We start from the raw sequence: 13,546 nt of genomic DNA, 5'->3' as shown, positions 1-13,546 counted from the left end.
CCCCATCCTTCGGCCGGCACGGGCGTGGCGCATCCGGTGCCGTAACCTGCGCGGTCATGGAGCCCTTCACCCTGCACGACGGTGACCTCACCCTCGAGGTCCCCACCCTCGCCGACGTCGACCGCGTCACCGAGGTCTGCCAGGACCCGGAGGTCCAGCGCTGGACCACGGTGCCCTCGCCCTACCGCCGGGAGCACGCCGTCGGGTTCATCGGCGGGTTCGTCGCGGACGGGTGGGAGCGAGGGGACAACCTCACGTGGGCGCTGCGCCACGGCGGGCGGCTCGTCGGCATGGTCGGCACCTCGCGCGCCGACGGCTCCGGGGAGATCGGCTACTGGCTCGCACCCGAGGCGCGCGGCCTGGGCCTCATGGACCGCGCCGTCGGGCTCGTGCTCGACGCCGCCTTCGGCCGGCTCGGGATGGAGCGCGTGGAGTGGCGCGCCGACGTCGGCAACTGGCCGTCGTGGCGGGTGGTGTGGCGCCACGGCTTCCGCCGCGAGGGGCAGGTGCGGGGGATGGGCGTGCACGGGGAGCGGCGCGTGGACCAGTGGGTCGGCACGCTCCTGCGCGAGGACCCGCGCGAGCCCGCCCACCCGTGGGACGGGCCGGTTGCCGGCGTCGTGCCCGCCGACCCGCGCGACCCGGAGGCCCTCGTGCACCAGTTCCACGAGCACTTCGGTGTGCCCGTGGCCGCGGACGCGCCCTCGGTGGACCGCGACCGTGTCCACCTGCGCATGGCGCTCGTGGCCGAGGAGATGGCCGAGCTCGTCACCGCCGTCTACGGCGCCGCGGCGGGGAGGGAGGTCGAGACCGCCTTCACCCGCGCCGTCGCCGCCGACGACGGCGCCCGTGACACCGTGGCGACCGCCGACGCCCTGGCCGACCTCGTCTACGTCCTGTACGGCATGGCGCAGGAGTGCGCGGTCCCGCTCCCGGACGTGCTCGCCGAGGTGCACCGCGCCAACCTGTCCAAGCTCGGGGAGGACGGCCGACCCCTGCTGCGCGAGGACGGCAAGGTGCTCAAGGCGCCCGGCTACCGGGCGCCGGACGTGGCCGGTGTCCTCGCGCGGCGGGCGGCTCGTCCCGCGGTGGAGGAGACAATGGCCCCATGACCGACACCACCCTGGCCGCGGGCAACCCGTTCGCGAGCCCCTCGGACCTGCCCTACGAGCTCCCCGACTTCGTCGCCGTCCGCCACGAGCACCTGCGCCCCGCGATGCTCGCCGGCCTCGCCGAGCAGCGGGCCGAGTGGGAGGCCATCGCCACCGACCCGGCCGAGGCGGACGTCGCCAACACCCTCGAGGCGCTCGAGCGCTCCGGCTCGCTCCTGCGCCGAGTGAGCCCGGTCCTCAGCACCCTCGTCTCCTCCCGCGCGGACGACGAGCTGCGCGAGCTCGAGGCCGAGCTCGCCCCGCTCCAGTCGGCGCACTGGGACGCCCTGTACCTCGACCGCCGGATCTTCGACCGGCTCGAGGCGATCACCGGCCAGGACCTCGACGCCGAGACCGCCTGGCTGCTCCGCACCTACCGCAAGGACTTCATCCGCGCCGGTGTCCAGCTCGACGACGAGAGCCAGGCCCGCCTGCGCGGCCTCAACTCCCGCCTCACCACCCTGGAGACCGAGTTCTCCCAGCGCGTCGTCAAGGCGATGGACGCGGGCGCCGTCCACGTGAGCGACGCCTCCCGGCTCGCGGGCCTGGACGAGGGGACGGTCGCCGGCCTCGCCCAGGCCGCCGGCGACCGCGGCCGCGACGGCTACCTCATCACCCTCCAGCTGCCCACCCAGCAGGCGCTGCTCGCCCAGGCGGAGGACCGCGGGCTTCGCGAGGAGCTGTTCACCGCCTCCGTGCAGCGCGGCACCGGCGTGGACGAGGCGAGCGACACGCGCGCCACGCTCCTCGAGATCGCCCGCCTGCGCGCCGAGCGTGCCCAGCTGCTCGGCTACGAGCACCACGCCGCCTACGTCGCCGAGGACGGCACGGCGGGCACCACCACCGCGGTCAACGAGATGCTGGGGCGACTCGCCCCGCCCGCCGTCGCTAACGCCGCGGCCGAGGCCGAGGAGCTGGCCCGGGCGCACGGCGCGCCGGCCGAGCCGTGGGACTGGTCCTTCCTCGCCGAGAAGGTGCGCCAGGAGCGCTACCGCATCGACGACTCCGTGCTGCGCCCCTACCTGGAGCTCGAGAGCGTCCTGCGTGACGGCGTCTTCCACGCGGCCCACCGCCTCTTCGGGATCACCCTGACCGAGCGGCCCGAGCTGTCCGGCTACGCCGACGGCGTGCGCGTGTGGGAGGTGCGTGAGGAGGACGGCAGCCCGCTGGGCCTCTTCGTCGGTGACTACTACGCCCGCGAGGGAAAGCGCGGCGGGGCCTGGATGCACAACCTCGTCGACCAGTCCCACCTGTTCGGGCAGCGTCCCGTCGTCGTCAACAACCTCAACATCACCCGCCCGGCCCCCGGGGAGCCCACGCTCCTCACCTGGGACGAGGTCATCACCGCGTTCCACGAGTTCGGGCACGCCCTGCACGGCCTCTTCTCCGACGTCCACTTCCCCTCGGTGTCCGGCGCGAACGTGCCCCGCGACTTCGTCGAGTACCCCTCGCAGGTCAACGAGATGTGGGCGCGCGACCCCGAGGTCCTCGCCCGCTACGCCCGCCACCACGAGACCGCTGAGCCGCTGCCCACCGAGCTGCTCGACGCGCTCCTCGCCTCGGCCCAGTACGGCGAGGGTTTCGCCACCACCGAGTACCTCGGCGCCGCGCTCCTCGACCAGGCCTGGCACCAGGTCACCCCGGAGGAGGTCCCCACCCACCCCGACGACGTCGAGGACTTCTCCACCCGGGCGCTCGAGCGGGCCGGAGCGGCGGTGCGGCTCGTCCCGCCGCGCTACCGCTCGACGTACTTCAACCACACCTTCGGCGGCGGCTACGACGCGGGCTACTACTCCTACATCTGGAGCGAGGTCCTCGACGCCGACACCGTGCGGTGGTTCGAGACGGACGCGCCCCGGGACGACGACGGCGGGCTCGGCCGCGCCGCCGGCCAGCGTTTCCGCGAGGTGCTCCTCTCCCGCGGTCACAGCGCCGACCCGCTGAGCTTCTACCGCGAGCTCCGTGGCCGCGACGCCGACATCAGGCCCCTCCTCGAGCGCCGCGGCCTCACCACCTGACCGGGACAGCGGCGCCCACCTGTCCAGGCTGAGGGCCGCGGAGTAGCCTCTCGACCACGCCGTCGTCGCCGTCCAGCCAGGTCGCGGCGAACGGTCGGGACGAGGTGGACCCAGATGGACGACATCGTCATCGCCGTCGTCAGCCCGTTGCTCACCGCGGTGCTGGCGGGTGTCGGGCTGCTGGTCAAGGAGTGGCGCCTCGAGCGACAGTGGGAGCATCGGCGCAACGAGATCCTCGACGATGGTCGCAAGCGCGTTCAGTTCATCTCCGAGTGGGCAACGGCGTACGGAGAGCTCGCCCTGACCGAGCCGGAACGGCAGCTGCTCGCGACCGCTCGCGAGGATCTGGCCGCGCTGTACCGCAGCGTGTGGGAGCAGGCCGAGGGGCTGGCTCAGGAGCGACCGGAGCGACGGTCGGTGCGGGGGTACACGGCCTCCATCCTCCTCGCCGGAGTGCGCCGGCCCTGGGCCCGGGTCGTCCGCGCCCTCTACTTCGTCTCCGTCCTCGCTGCACTCTCGATGACTGCGGTGACGATTGCGGTTTCCTTCGAGATGCAGGGGACGTCCGCGGTGAGCACGATCGTCGTCACGGTGATCTTCACGGCGATCCTCTTCCTCCCCGCCGTCGGACTTCACGCACTGGTCCGGGTGCTCAACCGTCCCGATCGCGGATCGAGGCGTGGCGGCGCACCACCTCCCGGGTACAGCCCGGCGCTCGCCGCAGCACCGTCACTCGACGGTTAGGGTCGGTGCATGACTGCTCCCACTGACGAGGTCGTCGACATCTGCCGACGACTCATCCGCATCGACACGTCGAACTACGGTGACGGCTCGGGCCCGGGGGAGCGCAAGGCCGCCGAGTACGTCGCCGAGCTCCTCACCGAGGTCGGCTGGGAGCCAGAGCTCATCGAGTCCGAGCCGGGCCGAGCGTCGGTGGTGCTGCGCATCGAGGGCACCGACCCCGCCCTGCCGGCACTCGTGCTCCACGGCCACACGGACGTCGTCCCGGCGCAGGCCGAGGACTGGCAGGTCGACCCCTTCGGCGCCGAGGTCCGGGACGGCATGATCTGGGGCCGCGGCGCCGTCGACATGAAGGACATGGACGCGATGATCCTCGCGGTCGTCCGCGACATGGCGCGCTCCGGGTGGCGGCCGCGTCGCGACGTCGTCGTCGCCTTCTTCGCCGACGAGGAGGCCGGCGGTGCCAAGGGGGCCCGCTGGCTCGTCGACAACCGCCCCGAGCTCTTCGAGGGCGCGACCGAGGCGATCAGCGAGGTCGGCGGCTACTCCGTCGAGGTGGACGGCCGCCGCGTCTACCTCCTCCAGACCGCCGAGAAGGGCATCGCCTGGCTCAAGCTGATCGCCGAGGGCACCGCCGGCCACGGCTCCCAGGTCAACACCGACAATGCCGTCACCCGCCTGGCGGGCGCCGTCGCACGGATCGGGGCGCACTCCTGGCCGCTCCACCTCACCGGCACGGTGCGCCAGCTCCTCGGCGGCGTCGCCGACCTCACCGGCACCACCTTCGACCCGGAGGACCCCGAGGGCATCGACCGCCTCGTCCGCGCCCTCGGGCCGGCGCAGAAGTTCGTCGGCGCCACGCTGCGCACCGGCGCGAACCCCACCCAGCTGGACGCCGGGTACAAGGCCAACGTCATCCCCGGCAGCGCCGAGGCCGCCGTCGACGTCCGCTTCCTGCCCGGTGAGGAGGAGACGGTCCGGGCGACGCTCGCCGGGCTCGCCGGACCGGGCGTGCGGATCGAGCCGATCCACGGCGACCGCGCGCTCGAGGTGCCCTTCGAGGGTGAGCTCGTCGACCACATGGTCGCCGCCATCGACGCCGAGGACCCGGGCGCCGTCGTGCTGCCCTACATGCTCTCCGGCGGCACCGACAACAAGTCCCTCGCGCGCCTGGGCATCACCGGCTACGGATTTGCACCGCTCCAGCTGCCGCCCGAGCTCGACTTCGCGGGCATGTTCCACGGGGTGGACGAGCGCGTGCCGGTGGACGCCCTGCGCTTCGGTGTGCGCGTGCTCGAGCGGCTGCTGCGCACCGCCTGAGGCGCGCTACAGGGTGCTGCGGACCTTGATGATCTTGCGGCGCAGCCACACCTTGCGGCTCCCACCGATGTAGAGGCGGGTGCGGGCCAGCTCCCAGCGGCCGTACTCCGCCTCCTCGGTGAGCAGCTGCCGCACCTGGGAGCGGCTGGCGGAGGGAGGCAGCGACAGCACGCGGAACTCGTACTGCGAGGAGCTGCGGACATCGGGACGGGGCGGGGATTCAGGGGTGTACCAGACCATGTCGTAACCCATTGTCTCCCATCGTCACCGCTGCCCGGACGGGCTGTGCCCATTCCTACCAGGCGCGATACGGTCATCCCATGTCAATCGACCCGCGCGCCGCTCTGGATCGCTTCATCGCCGCGCTCGAGGCGCACTTCGAGCTCGCCAGCAGCGCGCAGGACCCTGAGTCCGCCGCCATCGAGGACGCCGCCGCCACGGTGGAGGACGCGTTCTTCACCTACGACGACGCGCTCTACACCGCCTACCAGGTCGAGATTCCGCTCGAGGCCTACGGCGACGACGACGAGGACGACCTCGACGAGGACGACGACCTCGAGGACTTCAGCCTCGACGAGGAGGAGTAGGCCTCACTCGGCGCTGACGTCGTCCAGCGCCCGGCGGATCGCGCCCGGCAGCTCGAGGTCGTTGCCCGCGAGCACGGCGCGCAGCTGCGTGGCCGTCCTGGCTCCGACGATCGCCGAGCTCACGGCCGGCGCGTCACGCACCCACGCGAGCGCGACCTCCAGCGGCGTGCGGCCCAGCCCGTCGGCCGCCGTCGCGACCGCCTCGACGACGCCGCGTGCCCGGTCGGTGAGGTAGGGCTCGACGAAGCCGCGCAGGTGCGGGGACGCCGCCCGTGAGTCCGCCGGTATGGTGCTGCGGTACTTGCCCGTGAGGACACCACGCCCCAGCGGCGACCATGCGAGCACGCCCGCCCCCAGCGCCTCCGCGCCCGGGAGCACCTCGTGCTCCACGCTGCGCTGGAGCAGCGAGTACTCGACCTCGACGGCGGCCAGACCGGTCGCGTCCGCGTCCAGGCTCGCCGCGGCGTAGCCGAGGTACCAGGCGGGGTGGTTCGAGAGGCCGGCATACCGGGTGCGTCCGGTCGCGACGGCGTGCTTCAGCGCGGAGAGCGTCTCCTCGAGGGGGACGTCCGGGTCGTGGGACTGGACGAGCCACAGGTCGAGGTGGTCGGTGCCGAGTGCGGCGAGGGACTCGTCAAGGGTGTCGAGCAGCGTGCCGCGCGAGGCGTCCAGCCGGTTGCCGCGCGAGCTGCGACGGACCCCGGCCTTCGAGCAGAGCACGACGTCGCGGCGGTCCACCTCCGCGAGGAGGCTGCCGAGCAGGGCCTCGGCGGCGCCGTCACCGTAGGAGGCGGCCGTGTCGATGAGGTTGCCGCCGGCGTCGAGGAAGAGCGAGAGCTGTTCGGCCGCCTCGTGCTCGTCGGTGTCCCGCCCCCAGGTCATCGTGCCCAGCCCGAGTGACGACACGAGCAGCCCGCTGCGCCCGGCCCTGCGAAGTTCCATGGCGCTCACGCTACCGGCGGGCGAGGCACGTAAGGTGATCCCTCGTGACGTGGTGGGAAGCAATCGTGCTCGGCGTGGTCCAAGGACTCACGGAGTTCCTCCCGGTTTCCTCCAGTGCGCACCTGCGCATCGTGGGGGACCTGCTGCCCGGTGGGGGTGATCCCGGGGCGGCCTTCACGGCGATCACCCAGCTCGGCACCGAGACGGCGGTGCTCATCTACTTCCGCAAGGACATCTGGCGGATCATCCGCGCCTGGTTCGGGGCGCTGCCGGTGGGCCCGTGGCGCGGCACGGTGCCGCAGGAGGACCCCGACGCGCGGATGGGCTGGTACATCATCATCGGCTCGGTGCCGATCGTCGTCTTCGGGCTGCTCTTCCAGGACGCCATCGAGACCTCGCTGCGGCACCTCTTCATCACCGCGGCCATGCTCGCGGGCTTCGCGATCTTCCTCGGCGTCGCGGACCGCCTCGGCCGCAAGCGCAAGGACCTGCGCGAGCTCACGCTGCGTGACGGCCTCCTCTTCGGCCTCGCACAGTCCCTCGCCCTCATACCGGGTGTCTCGCGCTCCGGTGGGACGATCACCATGGGGCTCCTGCTCGGCTACACGCGTGAGGCCGCGGCGCGGTACTCCTTCCTCCTGGCGATCCCCGCCGTCTTCGGCTCCGGCTTCTACCAGCTGCTCGGCGCGGACCCCGCCCCGGACGCCCCCGGCGCCGCGGCGACGGCGATCGCCACCCTCGTCTCCTTCGGCGTGGGCTTCCTCGTCATCATCGCCTTCCTCAAGATCGTCTCGACGTACTCCTACATGCCCTTCGTCGTCTACCGCATCGTCCTGGCGGCCCTGGTGGTGGCCGGCGTCGCGGCCGGCCTCCTCGACCCCCTGGGCGCCGCCGCCGTCGCCCTGTAGCCGAACGCCCGCCACCCCACCCCACCCCACCCCTCCGACGTCGCAATTGGTCAGTTGGGGGACGCGGTAAACGGTTGCCGCCGTCGTCCAGGTGACCAATTGCGAAGTTTGGGGGCGGGGGCGGGGGTGGGGGCGGGGTGACGGCGGTCTCCATTTTATGGTTGAGGCGTCAAGTAAGATGGCACCATGACGACCAACGGCTCCTTGCTTCCGGGCTCCGATGCTCGCGCTGCTGCCAACCGTGACCTGCTGGCCGCCGGTACCGAGATGGGTCCGGTCACCCTGCTCGTCGGTGACCTCGACCTGCTCACCCGCTACTACGTCGATGGCCTCGCTCTCACCGTCATCAGCGCCGAGGGCAACGAGACCGTGCTCGGCCGCGGCTCGCGCCCCATCGTCGTGCTGCGCCACGACCCGAGCCTGCCGCGCGGCAGCCGTCGCGACGCCGGTCTGTTCCACACCGCGATCCTCTTCGAGGACCCGGCGGCCCTCGCCTCGGCCGTCGCCTCTCTCGCGTACCTCGCGCCGCAGAGCTTCGTCGGGAGCTCGGACCACCTCGTGTCCGAGGCCTTCTACTTCACCGACCCGGAGGGCAACGGCATCGAGCTCTACCTCGACCGCCCCCGCGACACCTGGCGCTGGACCGACGGCCAGGTGGCGATGGACACGATCGCCCTGGACCCCAACGCCTACCTCGGCGAGCACCTCGACACCGGCCGCCTCTCGATGGCGACGGCGGACCCTGCCGTCGTCGGGCACGTGCACCTCCAGGTCGGGGACACGACGACGGCGAAGCAGTTCTACGTCGACACTCTCGGCTTCGAGGCGACCTTCGAGATGCCCAGCGCGCTGTTCGTCTCCGCCGGCGGCTACCACCACCACATGGCGATGAACACGTGGAACAGCGCGGGCGCCGGCCCGCGGGTGCCCGCTCTGGGGCTGGGCGTCGTCGACATCGTCGTGCCCGACACCGAGGACGTCGGCGCCCTCACCGACCGGCTGCGCACCCGCGGGTGGGCCTTCCGTGACGACGGTCGCACCCTCGAGGTCGAGGACCCGTGGCGCAACCTCGTCCGAGTCGTGGCCGCGGCGCGCTGACGGTTAGGCTGCCCCTCGTGCACTCCTGGCCCTCCCCTGACCTTCCCGAGCTCCCCGGACGCGGTCAGCAGGTCCGCCTCACCGACTCCGGCACCGGAGAGCTCGTCGCGACGGCGGCGGAGGGACCCGCGAGCCTCTACGTCTGCGGGATCACCCCTTACGACTCGACGCACCTGGGGCACGCCAACACCTACCTCGCCTTCGACCTGCTCGTCCGCGCCTGGCGGGACGCCGGCCGTAAGGTCCGGTACGTGCAGAACGTCACCGACGTCGACGACCCGCTGCTCGAGCGGGCGGCACTGACCGGCGTCGACTGGCGCGACCTCGCCGCCGAGCAGACCGACCTGTTCCGCGGTGACATGGCGGCGCTGCGGGTCGTGCCGCCGGCGCACTACGTCGGCGCGGTCGAGACGATCCCGCTCGTCGTCGACGCCGTCGAGGAGCTGCTCGCGAGCGGCGCCGCCTACCGCGTCGAGGAGCCCGACGCGCAGGGCCACGGTGTGGGCGACGTCTACGCCGACATCACCGCGGACCCGCACTTCGCCACCGAGAGCGGCCTCGGTGCGGCCGACATGGCCGAGTTCTTCGCCGAGCGCGGCGGCGACCCCGACCGCGCCGGCAAGCGCCAGTCCCTCGACCCGCTGCTGTGGCGCACCGCCCGCCCGGGCGAGCCGCAGTGGGACGGCCGGAGCCTGGGCGCCGGCCGCCCGGGCTGGCACGTCGAGTGCGCGAGCATCGTCCGCGAGTTCCTCGGCGTTCCCGTCGAGGTCCAGGCCGGCGGGAGCGACCTCGTCTTCCCGCACCACGCGTGCAGCGAGTCCCACCTGCGCATGCTCACCGGCCGCGACAGCGCCGTGGGCGTCCACGCGCACGGCGGGATGGTCGCCTACGACGGCGCCAAGATCAGCAAGTCGCTGGGCAACCTCGTCCTCGTCTCCCAGCTCGTCGCCTCGGGCGTCGACCCCATGGCGGTGCGCCTCGTCATGCTCTCCCACCACTACCGCGAGGACTGGGAGTACACCCCGGCCCAGCTCGAGACCGCTGCCGAGCGGCTGGCGCTGTGGCGCCGCGCGATGAGCGCGGAGCGCGGCTTCGACGCCACCGGCATGCTCGAGCAGGTCCGCACCGCCCTGGCCAACGACCTCGACGCGCCCACCGCCCTCCACGCCGTGGACGCATGGGTCGCGGCGAACGAGTACGACGACGGCGCCGCCCAGCCCGAGCCCGACCGCGGCCCCGCGCTCGCCGCCCGCACCGTCGACGCCCTCCTCGGCGTGGCGATCCACCCCTGATCCCGTGCTGCCCGTCGCGGTCCTCCTCGTCGGGCTGGGCGGCGCGGTGCTCGCGCGCCGGGCGGAGCCCGTCCGGGAACGCCTGAGCACGGCGGCGACGACGATCCTCGCCCTGCTCGGCGCCGCGGCCGCTGGGCTCCCGCTGCTCGCAGGCGGTGGCGGCTGGTTGGTCCTCGCGCCAGCCGCAGCCGGTACGGCGGCGCTCGTCGCACTGGGCGCCGTCCTCAACGAGCGGGCGCTCACCCCGCTCCGGGAACGCTCCGCCGAGGGCCCCACCGTCTCCGAGCGGGTGGAGGCCTGGGCCGAGGAGCACCATGTCGGCCCGCGCGGGACCAACCTGCTGGCCGTCGTCGTCGGCTCGTGGCGGCGGGCGGTCGACGTGCGGGTGACGGGACTCGCCGCCGAGATGACGTACTACGGGCTCATCTCCCTCGTGCCGCTCCTCACGGCCCTGGGCGCCAGCCTCGGGTTCCTCGAGCGGCTGGTCGGCGCCGAGGCGGTGGCGCAGATCGAGGACTCCCTCGTCGACGCCGTCTCCACGGTGTTCGCCGAGCAGGTCGCCTCGGACGTGCTCGCCCCGCTCATCGAGGGGCTGCTGCGCGAGGAGCGCGCCGGCATCGCGGTCGGCAGCGTGCTCGTCGCCCTCTGGCTCGCCAGCCGCATGTTCCGGGCCGCGATCCGGGCGCTCGACGACGCCTACCGGGTGCCCGAGCGGCGCGGCCTCGTCGGGCAGTACGCGCTCGGGATCGCCCTCGCGCTCGGTGCGGTCATCACGCTGCTCGTGATCCTCGCGCTCGTCGTCATCGGACCGCTGCTGGGGGACGGCCAGGAGATCGCCGACCAGCTGGGCCTCGGCGCCTTCTTCCAGGTGTCCTGGTCGGTGCTGCGGTGGCCGGCGCTGGCGGCGGTGACGACGACGTACCTCACCATCGTCTACCGCTACGGCCCCAACATCACGACGACGTGGCGGCGGTGCCTGCCCGGCGCGGCCGTCGGCACGGTGGGCCTCGTGCTCGTGTCCCTCGGGTTCAGCGCCTACCTGCGCCTGGCGGGTCCGGGCGCGCCGGGAGGCGAGAACGTCGAGGGCGCGGCGGTGACGGCCGCGGCCCAGACGATCGGCCTCGTGCTCGCCGGGGTCGTGTGGCTGTGGCTGAGCAGCATTGTGACGCTGGCCGGCGGCGTGGTCAACGCCGAGCTGGCGGAGGCTCAGCGCACGGGCGGGGGAGGGGTGCCCCCGCCCTTGTCCCGGCGGCGCAGGTAGCGCTCGAACTCCCGCGCGATCGCCTCGCCCGTGGCCTCGGGCAGCTCGGCGGTGTCCTTGGCCTCCTCGAGCTGGCGCACGTACTCGGCCACCTCGGGGTCCTGCTCGGCCAGCTCGTCGACGCCCGCCTGCCACGCGCGGGCCTCCTCGACGAGGTCGCCGAGGGGCAGCGGCTCGCCGACGAGCTCCTCGAGGGAGCCGAGCAGCGCGAGGGTCGCCTTGGGGGAGGGCGGCTGGGCGACGTAGTGCGGCACGGCGGCCCACAGCGACATCGCGTGCATCCCGCGTTCCTGGGCGAGCTGGGCGAGGACGCTGACGATGCCGGCGGCGCCCTCGTACTCCGAGCTCTCCACGCCGAGCAGGGCCTGGACGCCGGGGTCGTCGCTCGTCACCTGGCACGGGACCGGCCGGGTGTGCGGGACGTCGGCGAGGAGGGCGCCGATGCTCACGACACTGCCCACCTCCCACTCCTCGGCGACGTCGAGGATCTCCTCGCAGAAGTCGAGCCAGCGGAAGGACGGCTCGATGCCCTGGACGAGCAGCACCGTGCGGCCGGCGACGGGCGTGCGGGCGACGGAGATCGTCGTCGTCGGCCACTTGAGGACACGCACGCCGTCCTCGTCCCGCACGCTCATCGGGCGGTTGACCTGGAAGTCGTGGAAGTCCTGCGGGTCCAGGTCGTGCACGTCGTGCGCGCCCCACGCCTCGGCGACCACCTGCAGCGTCTGGCTCGCGGAGGACCCGGCGTCGTTCCAGCCCTCGAAGGCCGCGAGGAGGATGGCAGGGGTGCGCTCGGCGCCCTCGTCGGGTGCCGTGCTGGAGTCGGGCTGCTCGGTCATCCCCTCAGCCTATGCGGGCGGGAGGGTGGGAGGCGTCCGCGCTCGCGACGGCGGGCAGGGCGGCGGAGCTCTCAGCCGCCCGTGAACATCGAGATGGCCACGGGGGTCCCCAGCTCGTCGCACGCCGCCCCCAGTGGCTCCTGTGCGTCGTACCACTGGGGTGCGCGGGCCGCGGCCGACCCGAGTCCCTTCCCGGGCGCCGTCGCGGGGTCGATCTCCTGCAGTGCGGCGAGGGCGTCGTACACGCCACCCTCCGCGCCCGAGGGGAGACGCTCGAGCACCCGTCCCGCGAGCTGGTACCAGCCCCGGTGCTCCTGAGCGTCCATGCGTCCCTCGCTCAGGGCGATGTCGGCGTTCTCGAGGATGGACAGGACATCGCCGAACGCGGCGCAGATCCCGCTCGCGTCGGGCTGCGACTCGACCGGCGACTCCACCGGTGACTCGACCGGCGGCGTGGGCTCCGACCCCGCCTCCGCGTCCCCGCTGCACCCGGAGAGCGCCAGCGCCGCCAGCAACCCCGATACCACCGCCACCCGATGCCCCATGTGTCCCTCTCGTGATCGACGCTGATGCCGGCAGGCTACCGCGGACCCACGGGTAGCCTGGCTTCAGACCCGCCGTGGGACACGCCGCTCCGTCCCACGCCCTGACGATGGAGAACTGCTTGACCCTCGCCGACCAGCCCCTGTCCGCACGCCCGGGGACGGCCACCGCCTCCCGGCCCGCCGCCGTCCTGTGGGACATGGACGGCACCCTCGTGGACACCGAGCCCTACTGGATCGCCACCGAGACCGCGCTGGCCGCGGAGCACGGCGGGACCTGGACCCACGAGCAGGGGCTGGCGATGGTCGGCAAGCCGATCACCCACACCGCGGCAAAGCTCCGCGGGCTGGGCGTGCCCGGCACGGACGAGGAGGTCGCGGCCGAGCTCGTCCGCCGCGTCACCGAGCACATCCGCACCGACGGCCCGCCGTGGCGGCCCGGTGCGCGCGAGATCCTCACCGCCCTCGTCGAGGCCGGCGTGCCGTGCGCGCTCGTGACGATGTCCTACCGGTCGATGGCCGAGGCCGTGCTCGAGACACTGCCCGAGGGCACCTTCTCCGCCGTCGTCACCGGTGACGAGGTCACCCACAGCAAGCCGCACCCCGAGCCCTACCTACGGGCCGCCGAGATGCTCGGCGTCGACATCCGCGAGTGCGTGGCCGTCGAGGACTCCGTGCCCGGCGTGGCGTCCGCGCTGGCCTCGGGCGCGGCGACGATCGCCGTCCCGCTCATGGTCGAGATCGCTCCCCAGCCGGCGCTCAGCATGCTGCGGACGCTCGAGGGGCTCACTCTCGCCGAGCTCGCCACCGTCGCGTCCGGCGAGCCGCTCCTCCGGTAGCAGCGGTC

The 13,546-nt window shown here is 73.2% G+C and carries 14 protein-coding genes; 10 read left to right on the top strand and 4 right to left on the bottom strand.

The genetic code is table 11. The annotated features are described in order from the left end of the window. Positions 1 to 56: 56 nt before the first annotated feature. The 4 genes from GD632_RS05895 to GD632_RS05880 all read left to right on the top strand — a co-directional run bounded on the left by GD632_RS05895 (position 57) and on the right by GD632_RS05880 (position 5,230). Positions 57 to 1,112 carry a GNAT family N-acetyltransferase gene (locus GD632_RS05895; protein ID WP_152189781.1) on the top strand — a complete coding sequence of 352 codons (1,056 nt, stop codon included), beginning with the start codon at positions 57 to 59 and terminating at the stop codon, positions 1,110 to 1,112. Beyond that, the gene (locus tag GD632_RS05890) at positions 1,109 to 3,169 is read left to right on the top strand and encodes a M3 family metallopeptidase (protein ID WP_152189779.1); all 2,061 of its coding nucleotides are present in this window, start codon (positions 1,109 to 1,111) and stop codon (positions 3,167 to 3,169) included. The genes GD632_RS05895 and GD632_RS05890 overlap by 4 nt, the downstream gene beginning before the upstream one ends. Positions 3,170 to 3,283: 114 nt before the next feature. Continuing rightward, positions 3,284 to 3,913, top strand: a complete 630-nt coding sequence (locus tag GD632_RS05885) for a hypothetical protein (RefSeq protein ID WP_152189777.1) — start codon at positions 3,284 to 3,286, stop codon at positions 3,911 to 3,913. A 9-nt stretch (positions 3,914 to 3,922) separates the two neighbouring features. Next, positions 3,923 to 5,230, top strand: coding sequence for a M20/M25/M40 family metallo-hydrolase (locus GD632_RS05880; RefSeq protein WP_152189774.1), 1,308 nt, complete (start codon positions 3,923 to 3,925; stop codon positions 5,228 to 5,230). Between the two features lie 6 nt (positions 5,231 to 5,236). On the opposite strand, the gene GD632_RS05875 is transcribed toward GD632_RS05880, so the two are convergent. Further along, a complete protein-coding gene (locus GD632_RS05875; RefSeq protein ID WP_152190148.1) occupies positions 5,237 to 5,470 on the bottom strand; it encodes a DUF5703 family protein in 234 nt (77 codons plus the stop codon). A gap of 80 nt (positions 5,471 to 5,550) precedes the next feature. Here GD632_RS05875 and GD632_RS05870 point away from each other — a divergent pair, with 80 nt between their 5' ends. Further along, on the top strand, positions 5,551 to 5,817 hold the full coding sequence (locus GD632_RS05870) for a DNA primase (RefSeq protein ID WP_152189772.1): 267 nt from the start codon (positions 5,551 to 5,553) through the stop codon (positions 5,815 to 5,817). 3 nt (positions 5,818 to 5,820) lie between these two features. Here GD632_RS05870 and GD632_RS05865 read toward each other — a convergent pair whose 3' ends face one another. Continuing rightward, positions 5,821 to 6,759: an aldo/keto reductase gene (locus GD632_RS05865; protein WP_152189770.1), complete on the bottom strand. Its 939-nt coding sequence runs from the start codon at positions 6,757 to 6,759 to the stop codon at positions 5,821 to 5,823. Between the two features lie 44 nt (positions 6,760 to 6,803). On the opposite strand from GD632_RS05865, the gene GD632_RS05860 reads away from it, so the two are divergent. The 4 genes from GD632_RS05860 to GD632_RS05845 all read left to right on the top strand — a co-directional run bounded on the left by GD632_RS05860 (position 6,804) and on the right by GD632_RS05845 (position 11,318). Continuing rightward, positions 6,804 to 7,667: an undecaprenyl-diphosphate phosphatase gene (locus GD632_RS05860; RefSeq protein WP_152189767.1), complete on the top strand. Its 864-nt coding sequence runs from the start codon at positions 6,804 to 6,806 to the stop codon at positions 7,665 to 7,667. Positions 7,668 to 7,853: 186 nt separating this feature from the next. Next, the gene (locus GD632_RS05855; RefSeq protein WP_226924650.1) at positions 7,854 to 8,765 is read left to right on the top strand and encodes a VOC family protein; all 912 of its coding nucleotides are present in this window, start codon (positions 7,854 to 7,856) and stop codon (positions 8,763 to 8,765) included. Positions 8,766 to 8,782: 17 nt separating this feature from the next. After that, positions 8,783 to 10,057 (top strand): cysteine--1-D-myo-inosityl 2-amino-2-deoxy-alpha-D-glucopyranoside ligase, encoded by a 1,275-nt coding sequence (gene mshC / locus GD632_RS05850; protein WP_152189765.1) that lies wholly within the window; start codon positions 8,783 to 8,785, stop codon positions 10,055 to 10,057. A 4-nt stretch (positions 10,058 to 10,061) separates the two neighbouring features. Next, positions 10,062 to 11,318, top strand: coding sequence for a YihY/virulence factor BrkB family protein (locus GD632_RS05845; RefSeq protein ID WP_152189763.1), 1,257 nt, complete (start codon positions 10,062 to 10,064; stop codon positions 11,316 to 11,318). Here the strand turns inward: GD632_RS05845 and GD632_RS05840 are convergent. Both GD632_RS05840 and GD632_RS05835 read right to left on the bottom strand, forming a co-directional pair. Then, the gene (locus GD632_RS05840; protein ID WP_152189761.1) at positions 11,264 to 12,157 is read right to left on the bottom strand and encodes a PAC2 family protein; all 894 of its coding nucleotides are present in this window, start codon (positions 12,155 to 12,157) and stop codon (positions 11,264 to 11,266) included. The two genes, GD632_RS05845 and GD632_RS05840, sit on opposite strands and share 55 nt — an antisense overlap. A 71-nt stretch (positions 12,158 to 12,228) precedes the next feature. Then, positions 12,229 to 12,690 carry a hypothetical protein gene (locus tag GD632_RS05835; RefSeq protein ID WP_152189758.1) on the bottom strand — a complete coding sequence of 154 codons (462 nt, stop codon included), beginning with the start codon at positions 12,688 to 12,690 and terminating at the stop codon, positions 12,229 to 12,231. A gap of 131 nt (positions 12,691 to 12,821) precedes the next feature. Here GD632_RS05835 and GD632_RS05830 point away from each other — a divergent pair, with 131 nt between their 5' ends. Then, entirely contained in the window at positions 12,822 to 13,538 is a 717-nt protein-coding gene (locus GD632_RS05830) for an HAD family hydrolase (protein ID WP_226924648.1), read from the top strand. Positions 13,539 to 13,546: the final 8 nt, after the last annotated feature.

This window comes from Georgenia satyanarayanai (genome assembly GCF_009193135.1).
GTDB classification, from domain to species: domain Bacteria; phylum Actinomycetota; class Actinomycetes; order Actinomycetales; family Actinomycetaceae; genus Oceanitalea; species Oceanitalea satyanarayanai.
The sequence above is the reverse complement of the archived record's forward strand: the minus strand, read 5'-3'. Positions and strand labels throughout refer to the sequence as shown.

Bases quoted from the DNA above. Each gene is read 5' to 3' on its own strand.
- GD632_RS05895 (WP_152189781.1), top strand. From the start codon at position 57: ATGGAGCCCTTCACCCTGCACGACGGTGACCTCACCCTCGAGGTCCCC.
- GD632_RS05890 (WP_152189779.1), top strand. From the start codon at position 1,109: ATGACCGACACCACCCTGGCCGCGGGCAACCCGTTCGCGAGCCCCTCG.
- GD632_RS05885 (WP_152189777.1), top strand. From the start codon at position 3,284: ATGGACGACATCGTCATCGCCGTCGTCAGCCCGTTGCTCACCGCGGTG.
- GD632_RS05880 (WP_152189774.1), top strand. From the start codon at position 3,923: ATGACTGCTCCCACTGACGAGGTCGTCGACATCTGCCGACGACTCATC.
- GD632_RS05875 (WP_152190148.1), bottom strand. From the start codon at position 5,470: ATGGTCTGGTACACCCCTGAATCCCCGCCCCGTCCCGATGTCCGCAGC.
- GD632_RS05870 (WP_152189772.1), top strand. From the start codon at position 5,551: ATGTCAATCGACCCGCGCGCCGCTCTGGATCGCTTCATCGCCGCGCTC.
- GD632_RS05865 (WP_152189770.1), bottom strand. From the start codon at position 6,759: ATGGAACTTCGCAGGGCCGGGCGCAGCGGGCTGCTCGTGTCGTCACTC.
- GD632_RS05855 (WP_226924650.1), top strand. From the start codon at position 7,854: ATGACGACCAACGGCTCCTTGCTTCCGGGCTCCGATGCTCGCGCTGCT.
- GD632_RS05840 (WP_152189761.1), bottom strand. From the start codon at position 12,157: ATGACCGAGCAGCCCGACTCCAGCACGGCACCCGACGAGGGCGCCGAG.